At 65.9% G+C, this 20,758-nt stretch carries 13 protein-coding genes, 2 tRNA genes and 3 rRNA genes; 14 read left to right on the forward strand and 4 right to left on the reverse strand.

Annotated elements, in window-relative coordinates; all coding sequences use genetic code 11:
- The first annotated feature begins 30 nt into the window (after positions 1-30).
- Together KYK13_RS14375 and KYK13_RS14380 are read left to right on the forward strand one after the other, a co-directional pair.
- Complete coding sequence (locus tag KYK13_RS14375) at positions 31-1,044, forward strand: bifunctional heptose 7-phosphate kinase/heptose 1-phosphate adenyltransferase (protein ID WP_223645009.1); 1,014 nt, start codon at positions 31-33, stop codon at positions 1,042-1,044.
- Positions 1,041-1,529 (forward strand): adenylyltransferase/cytidyltransferase family protein, encoded by a 489-nt coding sequence (locus KYK13_RS14380; RefSeq protein WP_223645010.1) that lies wholly within the window; start codon positions 1,041-1,043, stop codon positions 1,527-1,529. Before KYK13_RS14375 ends, KYK13_RS14380 begins: the two co-directional genes overlap by 4 nt.
- 168 nt (positions 1,530-1,697) lie before the next feature.
- On the opposite strand, the gene KYK13_RS14385 is transcribed toward KYK13_RS14380, so the two are convergent.
- Positions 1,698-2,807: a glycosyltransferase family 9 protein gene (locus KYK13_RS14385; RefSeq protein ID WP_223645011.1), complete on the reverse strand. Its 1,110-nt coding sequence runs from the start codon at positions 2,805-2,807 to the stop codon at positions 1,698-1,700.
- A gap of 82 nt (positions 2,808-2,889) precedes the next feature.
- Here KYK13_RS14385 and KYK13_RS14390 point away from each other — a divergent pair, with 82 nt between their 5' ends.
- The 10 genes from KYK13_RS14390 to KYK13_RS14435 all read left to right on the forward strand — a co-directional run bounded on the left by KYK13_RS14390 (position 2,890) and on the right by KYK13_RS14435 (position 16,739).
- Complete coding sequence (locus KYK13_RS14390) at positions 2,890-3,768, forward strand: YicC/YloC family endoribonuclease (RefSeq protein WP_223645012.1); 879 nt, start codon at positions 2,890-2,892, stop codon at positions 3,766-3,768.
- Positions 3,765-4,388, forward strand: coding sequence for a guanylate kinase (gene gmk, locus KYK13_RS14395; RefSeq protein WP_223645013.1), 624 nt, complete (start codon positions 3,765-3,767; stop codon positions 4,386-4,388). Before KYK13_RS14390 ends, gmk begins: the two co-directional genes overlap by 4 nt.
- Before the next feature lie 957 nt (positions 4,389-5,345).
- Positions 5,346-6,881, forward strand: a 16S ribosomal RNA gene (locus KYK13_RS14400).
- Positions 6,882-7,094: 213 nt separating this feature from the next.
- A tRNA-Ile gene (locus tag KYK13_RS14405) sits at positions 7,095-7,171 on the forward strand.
- 44 nt (positions 7,172-7,215) lie between these two features.
- Positions 7,216-7,288, forward strand: a tRNA-Ala gene (locus KYK13_RS14410).
- A 293-nt stretch (positions 7,289-7,581) separates the two neighbouring features.
- Positions 7,582-10,547 (forward strand): 23S ribosomal RNA (locus tag KYK13_RS14415).
- 178 nt (positions 10,548-10,725) lie between these two features.
- Positions 10,726-10,842 (forward strand): 5S ribosomal RNA (gene rrf / locus KYK13_RS14420).
- The 16S, 23S and 5S rRNA genes sit together here with 2 tRNA genes alongside, the layout of an rRNA operon.
- Before the next feature lie 370 nt (positions 10,843-11,212).
- Positions 11,213-14,017 carry a serine/threonine-protein kinase gene (locus tag KYK13_RS14425; protein WP_223645014.1) on the forward strand — a complete coding sequence of 935 codons (2,805 nt, stop codon included), beginning with the start codon at positions 11,213-11,215 and terminating at the stop codon, positions 14,015-14,017.
- Positions 14,018-14,133: 116 nt separating this feature from the next.
- Positions 14,134-15,504: a KamA family radical SAM protein gene (locus KYK13_RS14430; protein ID WP_223645015.1), complete on the forward strand. Its 1,371-nt coding sequence runs from the start codon at positions 14,134-14,136 to the stop codon at positions 15,502-15,504.
- Complete coding sequence (locus KYK13_RS14435) at positions 15,504-16,739, forward strand: KamA family radical SAM protein (protein ID WP_223645016.1); 1,236 nt, start codon at positions 15,504-15,506, stop codon at positions 16,737-16,739. The genes KYK13_RS14430 and KYK13_RS14435 overlap by 1 nt, the downstream gene beginning before the upstream one ends.
- A 33-nt stretch (positions 16,740-16,772) precedes the next feature.
- Here KYK13_RS14435 and KYK13_RS14440 read toward each other — a convergent pair whose 3' ends face one another.
- The 3 genes from KYK13_RS14440 to KYK13_RS14450 form a co-directional block, all read right to left on the reverse strand.
- Entirely contained in the window at positions 16,773-17,360 is a 588-nt protein-coding gene (locus KYK13_RS14440; RefSeq protein ID WP_223645017.1) for a hypothetical protein, read from the reverse strand.
- Between the two features lie 62 nt (positions 17,361-17,422).
- Positions 17,423-17,758 carry a hypothetical protein gene (locus tag KYK13_RS14445; RefSeq protein WP_223645018.1) on the reverse strand — a complete coding sequence of 112 codons (336 nt, stop codon included), beginning with the start codon at positions 17,756-17,758 and terminating at the stop codon, positions 17,423-17,425.
- Positions 17,759-17,796: 38 nt separating this feature from the next.
- On the reverse strand, positions 17,797-18,345 hold the full coding sequence (locus tag KYK13_RS14450; protein ID WP_223645019.1) for a hypothetical protein: 549 nt from the start codon (positions 18,343-18,345) through the stop codon (positions 17,797-17,799).
- Positions 18,346-18,459: 114 nt separating this feature from the next.
- Here KYK13_RS14450 and KYK13_RS14455 point away from each other — a divergent pair, with 114 nt between their 5' ends.
- Both KYK13_RS14455 and queA read left to right on the forward strand, forming a co-directional pair.
- Entirely contained in the window at positions 18,460-19,566 is a 1,107-nt protein-coding gene (locus tag KYK13_RS14455; protein WP_223645020.1) for a SpoIID/LytB domain-containing protein, read from the forward strand.
- A 51-nt stretch (positions 19,567-19,617) separates the two neighbouring features.
- Positions 19,618-20,706, forward strand: a complete 1,089-nt coding sequence (gene queA, locus KYK13_RS14460) for a tRNA preQ1(34) S-adenosylmethionine ribosyltransferase-isomerase QueA (RefSeq protein WP_223645021.1) — start codon at positions 19,618-19,620, stop codon at positions 20,704-20,706.
- Positions 20,707-20,758: the final 52 nt, after the last annotated feature.

Below are 20,758 nucleotides of genomic sequence, written 5' to 3' on the forward strand. Positions count from 1 at the left end.
GGCTGGAACGCTGTGGGACAACGCGCGCCCATGCCAGCGGCCCCGTCTTCACGTCCGGCAGCTTCGTCCTCGCGCCTGCCACTCGCCTTCGCGCGCCGTCGGGTGTTGTTGGTGGGAGACCTGGTGGCCGACCACTACCTCTACGGTCAGACGGACCGGGTGAGCCGCGAGGCCCCGGTGCTCATCGTCCGATACGAGTCTTCGGAGGTGAAGCTTGGCGGCGGAGCCAACGTGGCGGCCAACATCCGCGCACTGTCGGGACAGGTGACGGCGGTGGGAGCCCTGGGCGTGGACTCGATGGGCACCGAGCTGCGCAAGCTCTTCCAGGCCGCGGACGTGCGACTGCACGCGGTCAGCAGCCGGAGCATCCAGACGGAGACGAAGACGCGCATCCTCGCCGGAGGCATCAGCACCACGAGGCAGCAGATGCTCCGGGTCGACCGGGGGCAGCGAGGCCCACTCCCGCCCCGGATGCGCAAGGCGATTGCCAGGCAGGTGGAGTCCGCGGCGAAGGACGCGGACGCGGTGGTGGTCTCGGACTACGGGGCGGGCGTCGTCAGCGACGAGGTTCGCGCCGTGTTGCGGAAGCTCGCCGCGGCCGGCCTGCCGGTCTGCGTGGACAGCCGGTACGCGCTCGCGGCCTTCGCGGGCCTCACGGTCTGCAAGCCCAACGAGCCAGAGCTGGAGGCCCTCGCGGGGCGTCCGGTGCGCACGAAGGAGGACCTCCTGGAGGCAGGGCACGAGGCGGTCCGCAAGCTGGGCTGCCAGGCGCTGCTGGTGACGCGAGGCCGGCACGGCATGGCCCTCTTCGACGCGAAGGGCGGCGTGGACCTCATCCCTGTGCACGGAGCGAAGGCGGCCGTGGACGTGACGGGAGCCGGCGACACGGTCATCGCGAGCTTCGCACTGGCAGTCGCCGCGGGAGCGTCCTTCGGTGAAGCCGCGAGGCTCGCGAACGTGGCGGGCGCGCTGGTGGTGCAGAAGCCCGGCACGGCGACGGTCTCGCGAGAAGAACTCCTCGATGCGCTGCGGAGCCCACGATGAACACCCTGGACAAGCTGCGCCCCCTCGCCGCCATCGCGGAAGAACGGGAGCGCTGGCGCGAGCAGGGCCGCACGGTGGCCCTGGCCAATGGCGTCTTCGATCTGCTGCACGTCGGGCACGTCCGCTATCTGGAAGGAGCGAAGGCCCTGGCGGACGTGCTGGTGGTGGCGGTGAACTCGGACGCCTCCACGAGGGCCTACAAGGGGCCAGGCCGTCCGCACATCCCGGAAGCGGAGCGCGCGGAGTTGATCGCGGCGCTGGCCTGCACGGACCGCGTCGTCGTCTTCGACGAACCGAACGTGCGCGGCATCATCCGAGCCCTCAAGCCCGACGTGCACGTGAAGGGGACGGACTACACGCCGGAGTCCATCCCGGAAGGCGACGAGGTCCGCGCCTACGGAGGACGGACCGCGGTGGCGGGCGACCCGAAGGACCACAGCACCACGGAGCTGGCGCGCAGGCTCGGGCGCGAAGGTGCGAAGTAGCCATGGTCCTGGACCCGGTGCTGCGGTCCATCCTGGGCTGTCCCTACTGCAACGGCCCGCTCGACGAGCACGAAGGTCCCCCGCCCGAAGTCCGCTGCCGCCACTGTCGGAAAGCGTGGCCCGTGGAGGCCGGCGTCCCGAGGATGGTGCCCGAAGAGGAACGGCCGCTCACCCCGTGAGCGAGACCCGCTCCGAGACGAACGACCGGACCTCCCCGGCCACGCGCTGCTCCAAGCCGGCCCCTGAAGCCCCATCCACGATGGGAGTCAGGTCCACCATCCGGTGGGGAGCCACCGCATGGCCCCAGCGCTCCATGTCGATGCGCAGGAAGAACGCCAGCGTGGGCGCGCCAACGGCGACCGACAGGTGCATGGGCCCGGTGTTGTTGCAGATGGTGAGGCCCGCGGTCCGCATGAGCGCACCGAGCTCATCGATGCTCGTCGGCGGAGCCATCTCCGCCCCCGGAGCACCCGAGAGCACGCTCCGGGCCAGGGCCTCCTCACCCGGCCCCCACGTCACGACGGGCGAATAGCCGAGCGAGATCAGCTCCCGGGCGGCCGCCGCGAAGGCCTCCGCGGGGATGCGGCGCTCGCCCAGTCGCCCCCCGGGGTTGATGACCGCACGCCGAGAACCCCTCGCGGCGAACGTCGCCAGATAGTCGCGGAATGCCTCGCCCAGCACCGGCTCGCGGAAGGACAGCCCCTGGGCCACGACTCCCTTTGTCAGGGGAGTCAACAGGTGGGTCCGCTGAACGGCCTCATGCCGCGTATCGGGGCGCGCCGGAACGGACACCGACTGCAGCCGGGACACCGGCCAGATGCCGGGCCCGATGACGACCGCCTTCGGCCCCGCCATCCGGGCGACGATGGCGCTCGTCACCGAAGGAGCGCTCCAGTTGGCGCAATCCACCACGACGTCGTAGCCCTGGCGGCGGAGTGCACGGATGCCAGGCGCCAGGGGGCCCAGCCACAGCATGCGCCGGTCGAACGCCAGGACCGCATCCGCGTCAGGGTGCCCCTGAAGGACGCGAGCCACCTTGGCGTGCACCAGCACATGCACCTCGGGAGGCGGCTGGAGATGCGCCTTGAGGGTCCGCATCAGGGGCGTGGTGAGAAGGGCCTCGCCCACGCGGTTGTCGGGCCGGACGAGCAGCACCTTGCGCGGGTGGGGGAGCGGCGTCCCGGGGGAACGGCGGCGTCCGGGGCGCCAGAACAGGAGGGATGCCAGGAGCGCCAGTGCCAGCTTCGCCCACGTCTCGAGCCGCTTGTGCCACGCCATCGGCGGCGGACCCTACCAGAATTGGAACGGACACAAGACGCTGGCTTGACCTTGGGCCGGAAAGCCCCTAGCACCCGGCCCGATGCTCAAGAGCATGACCGGATTTGGTTCGGGCCGCGCCCGCGTGGGGGACGAAGAGGTCTCCGTGGAAGCTCGCTCGCTCAACCACAAGTTCTGTGAAGTGAAGGTCCGGCTTCCGCGCGAACTCTCCGCGCTCGAGCCCGCGCTCGTGAAGCAGGTGAAGGACCGCCTCGCGCGTGGCTCGGTGGAGATCCTGGTGCGCCGCCAGGCCGCGACGGTCTCGGGAAATGTTCCCAATGTGGATGCAGGCCTCGCCCGCGAATACGCGCGCGCCTTCCGCGAGGTCGCCGAGGCCCTGGGCCAGCCCGCCGACATCTCCTGGTCGCAGGTCGCCAACCAGCCGGGCGTCATCCGCCTGGAGGAGAAGGGCGTGGACGTGGAGTCCGCCACCCAGGCCACGCAGACCGCGCTCCACCAGGCGCTCGCGGCCCTGGAGATGATGCGGAACACCGAAGGCGAATCCATCCACGCCGACCTGAACGCCCGCATGAAGCTCATCGAGGGGTGGAGCCAGGAGGTCGCCCAGCTCGCGCCGCGAGCGGTCAGTGACTACCAGCAGCGGCTCACCGAGCGTGTCGCGGAGCTTGCGCGTGGGGTCGCGGTCGAGCCGCAGCGCCTGGCGCAGGAAGTGGCCCTGTTCGCCGAGCGGACGGACATCGCGGAAGAGGTGACCCGGCTCGCCACCCACCTCGAGCAGTTCCGGCTGCTGATGGCGAGCCCCGAGCCGGTGGGCCGGCGCATGGATTTCCTCGTGCAGGAGATGCACCGCGAGGTGAACACGACAGGCTCCAAGAGCCAGCACGCGGAGATCTCCGCGCGTGTGGTCTCGATGAAGGCCGAGGTCGAGCGCATCCGCGAACAGGTGCAGAACGTCGAATGAACGAACCCTCTGGACTCCAGCCTGGCCTGCTCCTCGTCCTCTCCGCCCCCTCCGGAGCGGGGAAGACGACCCTCGCCCACCGTCTGCTGAAGGAGATGCCGGACGGCATCTTCTCCACCAGCGTCACCACCCGGCGTCCCCGGGGCAAGGAGCAGGAGGGCGTGGACTACCACTTCGTGGGAGTCGCCGCCTTCCAGGAGAAGATCGAGAAAGGCGAGTTCGTGGAGTGGGCCGAGGTGCACGGCCACTTCTACGGAAGCCCGCAGTCGGTGGTGGACGAAGCCCGCACGCGCCGCGGGACCGCCATCTTCGACATCGACGTGCAGGGCGGGCAGGCAATCAAGCGCAAGCACCCCGATGCGGTCCTCATCTTCGTGCTCCCGCCCTCCATGGAGGAACTGGAGCGACGACTGCGCGACCGCCAGACGGACGCGGACGAGACCATCCGCCGCCGGATGCTGGCCGCCCGCTCGGAAATCGAGCGGGGAATCGCGTCCTACGACTACATCGTGGTGAACGACGACTTCGAGCGCGCCTACCAGGAACTGCGCTCGGTGGTGGTCGCGGAGAAGTGCCGGCGGGGGAGGGTGGACCTCTCGAAGCTCAAGTTCGGGAGCTGAAATCCGCCGGGGAATGGGTGGAACCGCCCCACGGGTTCCCCCTTCACCACGTCGCAGCGCGCCGGCGGCCTGCATCAAATTTCTTGCGCCACCCGATCGCTTGATGGATAAGCCGCCCACCTCGCGGCGACACGCAGGCGTCACCCCGGTGGCACCTGCGCGACGAGGGCCGGTGACGGGAAGTTGACATTCTCCGAACCGATTCTTAGATGGCTGCCGCAGCAGCACAGGCGATCGGCGGGCGTTGAAGGTGTTGGAGTGGGTTGCCGCCTCATGGGAGGCGGAGCAGGTCGGGGAGCAGCAGCAACCGTAGGGCAGTTGACACAACGTGCGGCGGTGGTAGAAGCCGCGCCCCTCGCTTCGAAGCCCGCGCACTGGCGCGGAAGGCACTTCGGAGAGAGAGCAGCACCGACAAGGAAATAGGGCAGTCAACGAGCGGGTTGACAGCGAATGCGGCGAAGAGATAGAAGCCGCGCCCCACCGAAGAAGCAGGCGTCCGGCAGGCAACAAGACGGACGCAAAGCGGTGAAGGAAGCTGACAGCAAGCGGTTGACAGGGAAGACGGCGCTGAAGTAGAAGCCGCTCCCCTTCGAAAGAAAGCGGCGGAAGTCACTGGACGGCGCCGACGAGATTCGAAGCAGCCCGCAGGACGCAAAAGCGAAGTTGACGCTGACTGCGAACTGAAATAGAAGCTGCAACCCCGCCGGTTGAGACGAAACCGGCAGCGAAGTAGACGGTAACAAAAGTCGCGAGGCAACACAAGCGGCTCGGTCTTTGAAAACCAAATAGCAAGCCCAAGCAGTAATGGATTGCGGAAACCGCAGTCAATTTTTTGAGGGCATCTTCACCTCGAGGGCAGCGCTGAAAAGCGCAGCGAGAGGGAAGTGCCGACGAATCAGCGAGCCGAGACTCCTTAGCCGGGTCTCGGGGGACGCCGGTTCAAGCAAACCAAGAATACAATTGGAGAGTTTGATCCTGGCTCAGAACGAACGCTGGCGGCGTGCCTAACACATGCAAGTCGAGCGCGAATGGGGAAACCCTAGTAGAGCGGCGCACGGGTGCGTAACACGTGGATAATCTGCCTGGATGCCTGGGATAACCAGTCGAAAGATTGGCTAATACCGGATAAGCCCACGGTCTCTTCGGAGACTGAGGGAAAAGGTGGCCTCTGTATACAAGCTATCACAACCAGATGAGTCCGCGGCCCATCAGCTAGTTGGCGGGGTAATGGCCCACCAAGGCGACGACGGGTAGCTGGTCTGAGAGGACGATCAGCCACACTGGAACTGAGACACGGTCCAGACTCCTACGGGAGGCAGCAGTGGGGAATTTTGCGCAATGGGCGAAAGCCTGACGCAGCAACGCCGCGTGTGTGATGAAGGTCTTTGGATTGTAAAGCACTTTCGACCGGGACGAAACCGTAAAGCCTAATACGCTTTGCCTTGACGGTACCGGGAGAAGAAGCACCGGCTAACTCTGTGCCAGCAGCCGCGGTAATACAGAGGGTGCAAGCGTTGTTCGGAATTATTGGGCGTAAAGCGCGTGTAGGCGGCTTTGCAAGTCGGGTGTGAAAGCCCTCAGCTCAACTGAGGAAGTGCGCCCGAAACTGCAGAGCTTGAGTGCCGGAGAGGGTGGCGGAATTCCCCAAGTAGAGGTGAAATTCGTAGATATGGGGAGGAACACCGGTGGCGAAGGCGGCCACCTGGACGGTAACTGACGCTGAGACGCGAAAGCGTGGGTAGCAAACAGGATTAGATACCCTGGTAGTCCACGCCGTAAACGATGAGAACTAGGTGTCGTGGGAGTTGACCCCCGCGGTGCCGTAGCTAACGCATTAAGTTCTCCGCCTGGGAAGTACGGTCGCAAGACTAAAACTCAAAGGAATTGACGGGGGCCCGCACAAGCGGTGGAGCATGTGGTTTAATTCGACGCAACGCGCAGAACCTTACCTGGTCTTGACATCCTCGGAATCCTTCAGAGATGAGGGAGTGCCCGCAAGGGAACCGAGAGACAGGTGCTGCATGGCTGTCGTCAGCTCGTGTCGTGAGATGTTGGGTTAAGTCCCGCAACGAGCGCAACCCTCGCCTTTAGTTGCCACGCAAGTGGATCTCTAGAGGGACTGCCGGTGTTAAACCGGAGGAAGGTGGGGATGACGTCAAGTCCTCATGGCCTTTATGACCAGGGCTACACACGTGCTACAATGGCCGGTACAGAGCGCTGCAAACCCGCGAGGGGGAGCTAATCGCAGAAAACCGGTCTCAGTTCAGATTGGAGTCTGCAACTCGACTCCATGAAGGCGGAATCGCTAGTAATCGCAGATCAGCACGCTGCGGTGAATACGTTCCCGGGCCTTGTACACACCGCCCGTCACACCATGGGAGTCGATTGCTCCAGAAGTCATCTCACCAAGAGATGCCCAAGGAGTGCTCGGTAACTGGGGTGAAGTCGTAACAAGGTAGCCGTAGGGGAACCTGCGGCTGGATCACCTCCTTTCTAAGGAGACCGGGTGTTGGACTCATCCTTCGGGAGAGTAGGCAACACCAGCAGCCTTCGGGCTGTCAGGTCTGACTAGGTCAAAGTTTCCGGTAAACAATCCATTATCAACTTCGGGCTTGCTGTTTGGTTTTGAAGGACCGAGCGAAGGCGGCTCGGCTCTTTGAGAATGAAGGACGCTGTAGGGTTCTGCCGATGCTTTAGCCCCCACCTGGGCCTATAGCTCAGCTGGCTAGAGCGCGCGCCTGATAAGCGCGAGGTCGGTGGTTCAAGTCCACCTAGGCCCACCATTCTCCCTCATTGGGGGGACGAAGGCGGTGCCGACGCGAGAGTCGGGGCTGTAGCTCAGCTGGGAGAGCGCCAGCTTTGCAAGCTGGATGTCGTCGGTTCGAACCCGATCAGCTCCACAAGTTACCTGCTTCCAAGCAGGGACGTTCTTTGACAAGTGCATACGAAGGGTAAGTTGCAATTTCTGCTGAGTGAAGTTCTCAACAGAAGTGCCGACTTCGAAATCTGCTTTACCAGGCGCCGCGAGGCAGCCGGGTAGAGGGGAACGAAGTCTCCCACACAAGAAGAAGCAGTGAAGAGAACAGCAATAAGTAAAGTCTTCCGGGCCTGCTAGCGAAGAGCAGAGGCCTGGGCCTTGGTTTCGAGTTTCGACAATCCGCCGGGAGGCGGGCGTTGGACAAGAGATTAGGGCAAGTAAGCTACTAAGGGCGTGCGGTGGATGCCTAGGTGCCAAGAGGCGATGAAGGACGTGGGTGGCTGCGAAAAGCTTCGGGGAGTTGCCAACCAAACGTTGATCCGGAGATGTCCGAATGGGGAAACCCAGCGTGGCGAAGAGCTGCGTTACTGCAACCTGAATTCATAGGGTTGCAGAGCAAACCAGGGGAAGTGAAACATCTCAGTACCCTGAGGAAGAGAAAACAACGAGTGATTCCCAAAGTAGTGGCGAGCGAAATGGGAAGAGGCCAAACCAACGTCATGCAAATGGCGGTGGGGTAGCGGGTCCGCGGTAGGACTCTGGAGGGCTAGCGGAAGCACCTGGAAAGGTGCACCAAAGAGCGTGATAGTCGCGTACGCGAAAGCCGTCTGGAGCTGAGCGGGTTACCCAAGTAAGACGGGACACGTGCAATCCTGTCTGAATCTGCCGGGACCATCCGGTAAGCCTAAATACTCCTTGGCGACCGATAGTGAACAAGTACCGCGAGGGAAAGGTGAAAAGAACCCCGGTGAGGGGAGTCCAAAGAACCTGAAACCGCATGTCTACAAGCAGTTCGAGCACTACGGCGCAAGCCAGTGCGAGAGCGTACCTTTTGCATCATGATTCGGCGACTTAATATACGTAGCGAGGCTAAGCCGATAGGTGGAGCCGGAGCGAAAGCGAGTCCGAACAGGGCGCTAAGTTGCGTGTATTATAACCCGAAGCGGGGTGATCTACACATGGCCAGGTTGAAGTGCGGGTAACACCGCATGGAGGACCGAACTCATGAAAGTTGAAAATTTCTGGGATGAGCTGTGTGTAGGGGTGAAAGGCCAATCAAACTCCGTGATAGCTGGTTCTCCCCGAAAGATATTTAGGTATCGGCTCGGGTAATTCAATGCCGGAGGTAGAGCACTGAAACGGCTAGGGGTCTCACCAGATTACCAAACCGTATCAAACTCCGAATGCCGGCAATTGTTATCCCGGGACGCAGTCAGTGGGTGATAACGTCCATTGGCAAGAGGGGAATAACCCAGACCGACAGCTAAGGCCCCCAAATCTAGTCTAAGTGAACACTAGAAAGGATGTGGCAGGTCATTGACAACCAGGAGGTTGGCTTAGAAGCAGCCATCCTTTAAAGAAAGCGTAATAGCTCACTGGTCAAGACAGGCCGCGCCGAAAATGTAACGGGGCTCAAGACTAGTGCCGAAGCTTCGGGTCATGCATGTTTGGCATGCATGGCGGTAGGGGAGCGTCCCAGTTGCAGCGAAGGTGGACCGAAAGGGCCGCTGGAGCGACTGGGAGTGCTGATGCCGAAATGAGTAGCGATAAAGGGGGTGAGAAACCCCCTCGCCGTAAACCCAAGGTTTCCTGGGTCAAGTTAATCTTCCCAGGGTTAGCCGGGTCCTAAGCCGAGGCCGAAAGGCGTAGGTGATGGCAAGCAGGTTAATATTCCTGCGCCATCTTGCAGACGTTGAACTGAGGGAGGACGGAGAAAGCTAGGCGAGCTGACCGGTGGTTGTGTCAGTCTAAAGGCGTAGGGGTGTCGCGTACGAATAAAGGCGCGGCAGTCATCCCCGAGACCCCATGGCGCCCCGCAAGGGGTAAGTCGCTGATGCTCGGCTTCCAAGAAAAGTCCCGCAGGGAGTCTGCAGGGTGTCCGTACCGCAAACCGACACAGGTGGGTGAGGAGAAAATCCTAAGGCGCTTGAGAGAACTCTCCTCCAAGGAACTAGGCAAATTTCCACCGTAACTTCGGAAGAAGGTGGGCCTCTGGTAGGTGTAGGCGTACAGCCGAAGCCGAGAGAGGTTGCAGAGAAATGGCGGTAGCGACTGTTTACCAAAAACACAGGACTCTGCGAAGGCGACAAGCCGACGTATAGGGTCTGACTCCTGCCCGGTGCTGGAAGGTTAAGGGGATTCGTCAGCCGCAAGGCGAAGCGATGATCCGAAGCCCCAGTAAACGGCGGCCGTAACTATAACGGTCCTAAGGTAGCGAAATTCCTTGTCGGGTAAGTTCCGACCTGCACGAATGGAGTAACGACTTCCGCACTGTCTCGGAGAGGGACTCAGCGAAATTGAAATAGCTGTGCCGATGCAGTTTACCCGCAGCAAGACGGAAAGACCCCGTGAACCTTTACTACAACTTGACAGTGACACTAGGGATTGACTGTGTAGGATAGGTGGGAGCCTTTGAAGCCGGGCCGCTAGGTTCGGTGGAGGCAACGGTGAAATACCACCCTGTTGATTTCTGGTGTCTAACCACGTCTCGTCAGCCGGGACTGGGACACTGTCTGGTGGGTAGTTTGACTGGGGCGGTCGCCTCCCAAAAAGTAACGGAGGCGCGCGATGGTTCCCTCAGCCCGATTGGAAACCGGGCGTCGAGTGCAATGGCATAAGGGAGCTTGACTGCGAGACCGACAGGTCGAGCAGGTGCGAAAGCAGGTCATAGTGATCCGGTGGTCCTGAATGGAAGGGCCATCGCTCAACGGATAAAAGGTACTCCGGGGATAACAGGCTTATCTCCCCCAAGAGTTCACATCGACGGGGAGGTTTGGCACCTCGATGTCGGCTCATCGCATCCTGGGGCTGGAGCAGGTCCCAAGGGTTTGGCTGTTCGCCAATTAAAGCGGTACGCGAGCTGGGTTCAAAACGTCGTGAGACAGTTTGGTCCCTATCTGCTGTGGGCGTAGGATACTTGAGAGGCTCTGACCTTAGTACGAGAGGACCGGGTTGGAGGCACCGCTGGTGTACCAGTTGTCTCGCCAGAGGCATCGCTGGGTAGCCATGTGCCGATTGGATAACCGCTGAAAGCATCTAAGCGGGAAACCGACCTCAAGACCAGGTATCCCGGGCGCAAGCCCCTGAAGACTCGTGGAAGACTACCACGTTGATAGGCTGGGTGTGTAAGCGCGGTAACGCGTTAAGCTAACCAGTACTAATAAGTCGAGCGGCTTACTTCCCCCCTTCTCTTGCATGCCCCCTCGTGGGGAGTAAGGGACTCGGGGCCAAGGCCGAGGCCATGGACGCGCATGCCCGCGTCCGCCCGGAAGACAGCTGTTTCGCTCTTCTTCAAATGAAGAGGCTTCACTCCAAGCAGAAGCTTGCAACTTACCCTTCGTATGCACCGTCATCCCATTTTCCGGTGGCAATGTCGGAGGGGTCACACCCGTTCCCATCCCGAACACGGAAGTTAAGCCCTCCAGAGCCGATGGTACTCCGCGGGAAACCGCGTGGGAGAGTAGGTCGCTGCCGGATTCTTTTCTCAAAAGCCCCTGATGCCTTCATGGCATCAGGGGCTTTGTCTTTTTTGGGCTTGTTTCCTCCTCGCCACCCGGCTTGAGCGCGAGCCGCGCTCGCCGGGGGCTCGAGCCACGTCAGGACCGTGGGCATCCGGCCGCCCGGAGCACGCAGAGCTGGACCCGCGGTGGGGGCTTGCCGGGCCGCGATGGGAACACGGGTGGGTCAATTTCCGTGCGAGAGGGAGCCAAGTTCTCGGATTCCTTGGGGAATCGCGGCGTCGTGGATGTTTGACCGCCGTTCTCACTGGATCTAGAGTCACCTCTCCCCCCGGTCTGCGCACCGCCTGCCGCGGTCCGTACTCGCCGGCGCCGGGCAGCCCCGCGAGATGAAGAAGCCGACCTTCTTTGGGAAGTACCTGCTCCTCGAGCGCATCAACGTCGGCGGTATGGCCGAGGTCTTCATCGCGAAGGCCTTTGGCGTCGAGGGCTTCGAGCGCATCCTCGCCATCAAGAAGATCCTTCCGACGATGGCGGAGGATGACGAGTTCATCACGATGTTCATCGACGAGGCGCGGATCAGCGTTCAGCTGAACCACGCCAACATCGTGCACATCCACGAGCTCGGGAAGCACGAGGACACCTACTTCATCGCCATGGAGTACGTGGCAGGCCGTGACGTCCGCACGCTCCTGGAGCGCTACCGTCGCCGCAAGGAGATCATGCCCACCGCTCAGGCGGTGTTCGTCGTCTCCAAGATGTGCGAGGGCCTGGACTACGCCCACCGCAAGAAGGACGCGCGCGGCCAGGACCTGCACATCATCCACCGCGACGTCTCCCCGCAGAACATCCTCGTCTCGTACGAAGGCGAGGTGAAGATCATCGACTTTGGCATCGCCAAGGCCGCCAACCGCTCTCAGAAGACGCAGGCCGGCATCCTCAAGGGGAAGTTCGGCTACATGAGCCCGGAGCAGGTCCGGGGCATGCCCATTGACCGGCGCAGCGACATCTTCGCGGTCGGCGTGCTGCTCTACGAAATGCTCACGGGCGAGAAGCTCTTCGTGGGCGAGTCGGACTTCTCCACGCTGGAGAAGGTGCGCAACGCGGACATCCCGCTGCCACGCGAGTTCAATCCGAACATCCCCGCGGGTCTGGAGAAGGTCGTCCTCAAGGCGCTCGCGCGTGAGCCCGAGGATCGCTACCAGTGGGCGTCCGACCTCCAGGAGGACCTGATGCGCTTCCTCCTCGCGGGGGACGCCATCTACTCCTCGAAGCACCTGTCCGGCTTCATGAAGGAGGCCTTCGCCGAGGACATGCTCCGCGAGGCGGAGAAGATGGAGCGCTATGCCTCCGTCGAGCGGCCGGATCAGATTGAGCACTCGGGGGTGACGGTTCCGCCTCCCACCCCGGCGCCCCGTCCGACCGCGCAGAAGAAGTCGCCTGCGGCGTCCTCGACCGGTTCGCCCGTGGGGCGCGCCTCCACCGCGCCCGCCCAGCCCGCGCCGGGCTACATCCCGCCGCCGTCCGCCGAGGAGCTGGCGGAGATGGATGGCGCCGCGGACAAGACGCAGATTGTCGACTCCACGCACACCTTCCGCGCGCCGGAGACTCGCATCGCGGACAGCAGCGTCGTCGTGGACGACAGCGTCACCGGCCGCACGGAGAACCCCATCGACAGGGCGGGGCACCACACCAGTGCCTCTCCCTTCGCGCAGGACGACAGCCCTCGCGGCAAGGGCAAGAGCGGCCCCAAGTCCCAGGTCATCATCGGCGACGAGGGCGGCGAGGCCTATGCGGGCGCGACCATGATCGGTCCGGCTCCGACAGCGCCTCCTGCGCGCTCCCGCGGTGGCTCGGCGGCCCCGGTGCTGGCGACCGAGGAAGAGGAGGAGACCACCGGCAACATCACCGTCCCGGTGGGCTCGCGCCACAACGGCCTGCGTGCGCAGGCGGCCGAGGAGGAAGACCCGGACGGCGCCTACGACGACCAGGGCGACGAGTACGACCGCGACGGCCAGGACCCGGACGATTACGGAGACGAGGGGCAGGAGGGCGAAGAGCCGCCCTACGACGACGAGGCCGATGGCCCGGCGCCCCTCCCGCAGAAGGCTCCCAAGATCGCGAAGCCGGCTCCGCCCGCCAGGGTGGACAAGCCCAAGGCGCCTGCCGGCCCGAAGAAGCCGCTGCCCAAGCCCGCCATCATCGGCATGGCCGCGGGCGCGGGCCTGTTGATCCTCGTCGCGGTGATCTTCGTGGTCCGTGGCTCGTCCACGGGCTCCGTGAACTTCGTCGCGCCCGTAGGCGCCTCCGTCCTCGTGGACGGTGAGGCCGTGAACGCGAACCAGGTCATCGAGCTGTCCGCGGGCATCCACAACGTGACAGCCTCGGCTCCGGGCTATCAGCCCGTGACGCAGCAGATTGAAGTCACCGCCGGTCAGGCTGCGGCCCCCATCCTCCTCAGCCTGAAGGCGGATGCGCCGCCTCCCAAGCAGCCAGAGCCCAAGGCTCCCCAGCCCGAGGAGCCGCCGCCCACGACGCCGCCGGTGGTGGACAACACGCCACCGCCCACGACGCCGGAGCCGCCCCAGGAGAAGCCCGCCGAGCCGCCCGCGCCGAAGACGTTCACCGCCCTGTTCGAAGGCCAGGAGGGCGCGGAGATCTCCGTCGACGGCAAGTCCCTGGGCAAGCTGCCCGGGGCGAAGCTCGGCGACCTGGTGATGGGCAAGAAGTACACGTTCACGGCGAAGCGTGCGGGCTTCAAGCCGTTCTCCGGTGACTTCACGTCCAACGGTGACGCCGAGGTGCGCGTCCCCGTGGACATGGTGGCCGAGGCCCCTCCGCCCGAGCCGAAGCCGAAGCCCGCGCCTCCGGAGCCCAAGCCCGCGCCTCCGGAGCCCAAGCCCAAGCCCGTGCCCGTGGCGCAGGCTCCGAAGCCGCCTCCGGAGCCCAAGCCCAAGCCCGCGGCCGCGGCGATGGGCAAGTTCGCCTGCAGCACCTTGCCGGCGGGCGCTCAAATCTGGGTGGATGGGAAGAACACGGGCCGTGTCACTCCCGTGCCGCTGGGCAACCCGCTGTCCCTGCCGGTGGGCAAGCGCAAGGTCGTCTTCAAGCTCAATGGGACGTCGACCAAGCCCCAGGTCGTGGTGGTCGAGGCAGAAGGTGTGGCCAAGCTCATCAACGTCAAGGTGGAATGAACAGACGCACTGCGCCACGGGGCATCTTGGGCCCCTGGCGATTGTTGAGCAGGGATGTCGGGGGGCAAGCTATGACGCCTCGCCCACGACGATCCTTACGTTGAGGTGATGTGTTCATGAGCACGACGTCTACTCGAGGCAAGCCCGACGCTGGCCCCGCGCAGCAGCCTTTCACCTATCCCCTTCGCAAGGAGTTCGTGGAGCCCGACTGGCGGCGCATCCCGGGCTACAAGGACGTCACCGCGGCGGAGTGGGAGAGCTCGGTGTGGCAGCGCAAGCACACCGTGAAGAACCTGCGCGAGCTGAAGGCCGCGCTCGGGCCGTTGCTGCCGGACGACCTGGCGGCGAGCATGGAACTGGACCAGAAGGAGCGGGCGACGATGTCCATCCTCGTCCCGCCCCAGATGCTCAACACCATGAACCTGGAGGACCTGTGGAACGACCCGGTCCGCAGGTACATGCTGCCGGCGATCGCCGACCGCCGCACGGACTGGCCCAACCACCCGCGCGCCAGCCGTGACAGCCTCCACGAGCAGGACATGTGGGTCGTCGAGGGCCTGACGCACCGCTATCCGACGAAGGTGCTGGCGGAGATGCTGCCCACGTGCCCGCAGTACTGCGGCCACTGCACGCGCATGGACCTGGTGGGCAACGACGTCCCGCAGGTGTCCAAGCACAAGTTCGGGACGGCGCAGAAGGAGCGCTACGAGCTGATGCTGGACTACCTGCGCCGCACGCCCACCGTGCGCGACGTGGTGGTGTCCGGCGGCGACATCGCGAACCTGCCCATCCAGGCGCTGGAGCCGTTCGTCAGCGCGCTGATGGACATCCCGAACATCCGCGACATCCGCCTGGCGTCCAAGGGGCTCATGGCGCTGCCGCAGCACTTCCTCCAGGACAACGTGCTGGCGGGGCTGGACCGGCTGGCGAAGAAGGCCGTGGAGCGCGGGGTGGACCTGGCGATGCACACGCACGTCAACCACGCGCAGCAGCTCACGCCGCTGGTGGGCAAGGCGGTGCGCAAGCTGCTCGACATGGGCTTCCGCGACGTGCGCAACCAGGGCGTGCTCTTGCGCGGCGTGAACGACAGCCCCAAGGCGCTGTTGGACCTGTGCTTCACGCTGCTCGACCACGCGAAGATCCTGCCGTACTACTTCTACATGTGCGACATGATCCCCAACAGCGAGCACTGGCGGCTGTCGGTGGCGCAGGCACAGAAGCTCCAGCACGACATCATGGGCTACATGCCGGGCTTCGCCACGCCGCGCATCGTCTGTGACGTGCCGTTCGTGGGGAAGCGCTGGGTGCACCAGGTGGCGGAGTACGACCGCGAGCGCGGCATCTCCTACTGGACCAAGAACTACCGCACGAGCGTGGAAGCGAACGACGCCGGCGCGCTTGAACGGAAGTACGAGTACTTCGATCCTATCGACACGCTGCCGGAGTCCGGCCAGGCGTGGTGGCGGGATCAGCCCAAGGCGGCGTGATGGATTCCTCCGCGGGCGCGATGGCGCCCCTGTCGTCTCCCCGTCCCTCGCTCAGTGCCGAGGGGCGGGCCCGGTTGTTCCCCTCCGCGACCGACGCGGAGTGGGCGGACTGGCGCTGGCAGCAGCGTCACTCGGTGCGCAACCTGGAGCAACTGGAGCGCTACGTGCGCCTGACCCCGGAGGAGCGCGCCGGGGTGCAGGAGACGTCCTCGCTGTTCCGCATTGGCATCAGCCCGTACTACCTGTCGCTCATCGATCCGGAGCACGCGTCGTGTCCGGTGCGCATGCAGTCCATTCCGGTGCGCGCGGAGGCGCGGGTGCGGCCCGGGGAGCTGGCGGATCCGCTGGGCGAGGACAAGACGCGCCCGGAGGAGTGCATCGTCCACAAGTATCCGGACCGGGTGCTGTTCCTGGCCATCGATACGTGCTCGGTCTACTGCCGCCACTGCACGCGGCGGCGCATCACCAAGGGCGGCGAGGCGGAGCTCACCAAGGACCAGATGCGCCGGGGCATCGACTACGTGCGCAGCCACCCCGAGGTGCGCGACGTGCTCATCTCCGGCGGCGATCCGTTCCTCTTGAGCGAGGAGCGGCTGGAGTCGCTGCTCGCGCCGCTGAGCGAGATTCCGCACGTGGAGATGATCCGCATCGGGACGCGGGTGCCCGTGGTGCTGCCCATGCGCGTCACGGACTCGCTGGCGCGCCTGCTGCGCCGCTACGCGCCCGTCTACGTCATCACCCACTTCAACCACCCGAAGGAAGTGACGCCGGAAGCGCGTGAGGCGTGCGAGCGGTTGGTGGACCACGGCGTGCCGGTGGAGAACCAGGCGGTGCTGATGCGGCAGCTCAACTCGGATGCGCGCATCATCAAGGAGCTGTCGCACGTGCTCCTGCGCAGCCGCGTGCGGCCGTACTACCTGCACCAGATGGATGTCGCGGAGGGCTGCGAGCACCTGCGTACGCCCATCGCCAAGGGACTGGAGATCCTCGAGCAGCTTCGCGGACACACCAGCGGGCTCGCGGTGCCGCACCTCGCGGTGGACCTGCCGGGTGGGGGAGGGAAGGTCACCCTCCAGCCCGACTACGTCGTCGAGCGGGGCGAGCGCGAGACGCTGTTCCGCAACTACAAGGGCGAGACGTACGCGTATCCGGAGCCGGAGGAGACCGACTGCTCCTGCCCCTATGATGAGGTGTGGCAGGCGCGGTCGCGAGAGCTCGGGTTCCGGGGCCGCTGATGGCCCCGGAGGTCGTCCGGTGCCGCGCCGGGGCTACTTGCCGCGGCGCGAGGACTTGGACGACTTCCGGCTGATGGACTTCTGCGGCGTGCCGGCGTTGCCGCCAATCTCCACGACCGGCGCCCCCGACGTGCTGTCCAGGTTGCTGTCGACGTCGACGGAGGGCTCCGCGCCATCCGTGGACTCCAGCTCCACGGGGTCCGCGTCGCTGAAGCCCTGCTGGATGTGGACCTCGCCGTCGCCCTTGCGCTTCTTCGCCTCGGCCTCCTTTTCGGCCTTCTCCTTGTCGTCGAGCCGCTTGGCTTCGTTGGCGGCGCGCTGGTTGTCGTCGGGCGTCATCCGGGCCGTGAAGGTGGCGTACTCCTTCGCGGAGACGCCGTGCTTCTCCAAGACCTTGGCGGCTTCCTTCTGCTGGTCGCGGATGGCCTGACCCCGCTCGGCGTTGCTCATCTCCGACGGCTTGCGGTTGCCGTGCTCGGCGTCCACCTTCGCCTGGGCCGCGGCCTCATCGCGCTGGATGGCCGCCACCTTCTCCGGCGTCAGGCCTTCCTCCTCCGCGAGGGCAGGGGTCGCCAGCACGAGTGACGAGGCAGCGAGCATCAACGAAAGACGGGGGGTCATGGGGAGGCTCCTCAATCCGCCCATCATAGACACGGAGTCCGAGCCGGCGCATGGCTGGTTCTTCAGGGCGTCTGACATCGCGTGCAGCCATCGCCCGCGCCCGCGCACTGCTCCCGGGCCCTGGCGCAGCGCGGCGGGAGGTCGTCCCGGTCCGACTGCTTCTCCACCAAGGCGCAGAACTCCTCCGCCGTGGTGCACGTCCTCGCGGAGACGGCGCATTGCTCCGCGCATGTCAGGTCATCGCCCTGCTCGCGGGCGCGCAGTTCGTCGAGGCGGGCCTCGAGCCCGTCGATGGCCGCGTCGTCGTCCCCGGCCACCCGGGTGTCCACGTGCTTCGCGCAGCCCGTCAGCGCGACTGCTGCGGTGAGGAGGGCCAGCCATGACCGGGTCGCTCGCATGGGCCTACCCATACGCGCCCCCTCGTGGCCGCGTCCAGTCAGCGGCGGTCGGGGGAGAGCATGCGGCGCTCGGGGCGGGGTTCCGGCTCCGGGGGGCGGTTCCAGTAGAGCCAGGCCGTCAGCGCCAGGAGCGCGGCCACGGCCAGCCTCCGCAGCCATTCCTCCCGCGCCCGGGTGGGTGAGTCCGCGTCGGCCTGCGCGGCGCGGTCCAGCGCGGCCTCCACTTCAGGCCCCACCTCCCGCACCCGCCGGCACAGCGAGGCCACGGGGGCGAGCGCCACGGGCACGGGCGCGGTGTCCTTCTCCATGGCCATGGCCAGCATCCGCTCCCAGGCGCTGGCCTCCTCCGGGCTCTCGGGCGGCCTCGCGGGCTGGCCCAGCTGACGGGCCAGGGCCACCGCCGAGCGGAGCAGGAGCACCGAGAAGGCGTCGTTCGAAATCCCGTACCAGGCCGCGGACTCCGACTGCGGACGGCGCTCCACGAGCCGGCGGACCAGCACGGCCGCCGTGCGGGGCTCCAGCGCGCGGAGGGCCTCGGCGAGGGCGTCGGGGGACAGGCGGGCGGCGTCGGGGACGGAGGCGGTCACTGGGGCCCATTCTGCGGCATCCGCACGGGGTTTTCGCGGGCGGCGCCAGGGGCCATGGCCGGCCGCCCGGCCGATTTCTTGAGGCGGATCGCCTGGCCCCTAGACTGTTGGACCATGTTGCAACGTGTGGCACTGCTGCTGCTCCTGCTCGCGTCGCCGCGGGCGTTCGCCGTGGAGACGATGCGCATTGCCATGGACGACCCCGGCGACGAGGTCCGCGTGAGCGGCCGGGGCCTGGGCTTCGGCCCCGACACCGAGGACGGGAGCTATGTCGCCGTCCCTTCCGGACAGGCCACCGTGCGCCGCCACAACGGCAAGCTGGAGGTCAACGGCGCGCCGGTGATGGGGGACGCCATCCGCTTCCGGGGCGGCATGGAGGCCCGCGACGCGGGCGGCCCCGGCAACGAACCCCTCAAGGCGGGCAGCGCGCAGGTGCGCGGCGACGTCGTCGTGCGCCTCTTCAAGAACAGCCTCCAGCTCATCAACGTCATCCCCCTGGAGGACTACCTGGCGGCGGTGCTCGGCAGCGAGATGCCCGTGTCCTTCCCGCTGGAGGCCCTCAAGGCCCAGGCCGTGGCCGCGCGGACGTACGCGCTGCAGAAGAAGCTGGAGGCCTATGGCGCCGCGTTCCACATGGGCAGCAGCGTGCTCCACCAGGTGTACGGCGGCGTGAACCGCGAGGACGCCAAGACGCGCGCCGCCGTGGAGGCCACCCGGGGCGAGGTGCTCACGTACGACCTGTCCCCCATCGAGGCGTACTTCCATGCCTCGTGCGGCGGGCGCACCGAGTCCGGCCAGGACGCGCTCCAGCGGAGCCTGCCGTACCTGCAGCCCGTCGACTGCCCCTGCGGCAAGCTGCCCGCCAGCCGCTGGTCCGCGACCCTCTCCGAGGCGGAGCTGCGGGGGGCGCTGAAGTCCTCGCCAGGCGGCATGCGCGTCACCGGCCGCACGCCCACGCACCGGGTGACCCGCGTGACGCTGGCGGATGGCACCGTGGTGGACGGTGTGACGTTCCGCCGCAAGCTGGGCTACACGCGCCTCAAGAGCCTGGACTTCGACGTGGAAGCCTCCGGCAGGAACTACGTGTTCACCGGACGTGGCTTCGGCCACGGGGCGGGGCTGTGCCAGTGGGGCGCCAAGGCCTTCGCCGACCAGGGCAAGACCTACCGGGAAATCCTCTCCCACTACTACCCCGGTGCCGAGTTCCAGCAGCTCTACTGACGGCCTCTCCGGTTCCGCGAGGGCGCGGGGGCTGCTACAAGCGCCAACCCCGTGTCGTCCCTCCTCTCCGACTACGATTTCGAGCTCCCCGAGGCGCAGATCGCCCAGGCCCCGCTGCCCCACCGGGACGCGTCGCGCCTGATGGTCGTCAGCCGCGCCACCGGCGCCTGGAGCCATCAGCACTTCACCGACCTCGTGGACCTGCTGCGCGAGGGCGACCTGCTCGTCCTCAACGACGCGCGCGTCATCCCCGCGCGCCTGCTGGGCCAGAAGACGGGCACCGGCGGCCGCGTGGAGCTGCTGGTGGTGCGTCCCGCCGCCTCGGCCACGCTCACCTCCGCGGCGCTCGGGGGCGCTCCGGAGTCGCTCGAGTGGGTCTGCCTGGGCCAGGCATCCAAGGGGCTCAAGCCCGGCCAGTCCGTCACCTTCGCCGGGGGACTGGCCGCGGACATCCTGGAGGCGCTGGGAGGAGGGGAGTACCGGGTGCGCTTCCACGCCGCGCCGGGCACCTCGCTCGCCAGCCTCCTGGACGCGGCGGGCCGCCTGCCCCTGCCTCCGTACATCACCCGCGAGCCCGAGGCCGCGGACGCCGAGCGCTACCAGACCGTGTACGCGCGCGCGTCCGGCGCCGTGGCCGCGCCCACCGCCGGCCTGCACTTCACGCAAGAGGTCTTCGCGAAGCTCGCGGCGAAGGGCGTGCAGCGCGCGGAGGTGACGCTCGACGTGGGGCCCGGCACCTTCCTCCCCGTCCGTGAAGAGGCGCTGGACAAGCACCACATGCACCCGGAGCGCTTCACCGTGCCCCAGGCCACCGCCGACGCCGTGAACGCCGCGAAGGCGCAAGGCCGCCGCGTGGTCGCCGTGGGCACCACCGTGGTGCGCACGCTGGAGTCCGCCACGGACCCGGACACGGGCAGGCTGCGCAGCGGCCCCGGTGAGACGACGATGTTCATCCGGCCCGGCTATGTCTTCCGTCAGGTGGATGTGCTCCTCACGAACTTCCACCTGCCGCGCTCCACGCTGGTGATGCTGGTGAGCGCGCTCCTGGGCCGGGAGCGGACGCTCGCCGCGTACCAGGAGGCCGTGCGCGCGGGCTACCGGTTCTTCAGTTACGGCGATGCCATGTTGGTGAAGGAGTGAGTGCCGTGGTCGACGAGCAGCGCAAGGAGAAGGGCGATACCCGCGTGCCCCC

It is taken from the genome of Corallococcus sp. EGB (assembly GCF_019968905.1).
Classification (GTDB): domain Bacteria; phylum Myxococcota; class Myxococcia; order Myxococcales; family Myxococcaceae; genus Corallococcus.

Bases quoted from the DNA above. Each gene is read 5' to 3' on its own strand.
- KYK13_RS14375 (WP_223645009.1), top strand. From the start codon at position 31: ATGCCAGCGGCCCCGTCTTCACGTCCGGCAGCTTCGTCCTCGCGCCTG.
- KYK13_RS14380 (WP_223645010.1), top strand. From the start codon at position 1,041: ATGAACACCCTGGACAAGCTGCGCCCCCTCGCCGCCATCGCGGAAGAA.
- KYK13_RS14385 (WP_223645011.1), bottom strand. From the start codon at position 2,807: ATGGCGTGGCACAAGCGGCTCGAGACGTGGGCGAAGCTGGCACTGGCG.
- KYK13_RS14390 (WP_223645012.1), top strand. From the start codon at position 2,890: ATGCTCAAGAGCATGACCGGATTTGGTTCGGGCCGCGCCCGCGTGGGG.
- gmk (WP_223645013.1), top strand. From the start codon at position 3,765: ATGAACGAACCCTCTGGACTCCAGCCTGGCCTGCTCCTCGTCCTCTCC.
- KYK13_RS14425 (WP_223645014.1), top strand. From the start codon at position 11,213: ATGAAGAAGCCGACCTTCTTTGGGAAGTACCTGCTCCTCGAGCGCATC.
- KYK13_RS14430 (WP_223645015.1), top strand. From the start codon at position 14,134: ATGAGCACGACGTCTACTCGAGGCAAGCCCGACGCTGGCCCCGCGCAG.
- KYK13_RS14435 (WP_223645016.1), top strand. From the start codon at position 15,504: ATGGATTCCTCCGCGGGCGCGATGGCGCCCCTGTCGTCTCCCCGTCCC.
- KYK13_RS14440 (WP_223645017.1), bottom strand. From the start codon at position 17,360: ATGACCCCCCGTCTTTCGTTGATGCTCGCTGCCTCGTCACTCGTGCTG.
- KYK13_RS14445 (WP_223645018.1), bottom strand. From the start codon at position 17,758: ATGCGAGCGACCCGGTCATGGCTGGCCCTCCTCACCGCAGCAGTCGCG.
- KYK13_RS14455 (WP_223645020.1), top strand. From the start codon at position 18,460: ATGTTGCAACGTGTGGCACTGCTGCTGCTCCTGCTCGCGTCGCCGCGG.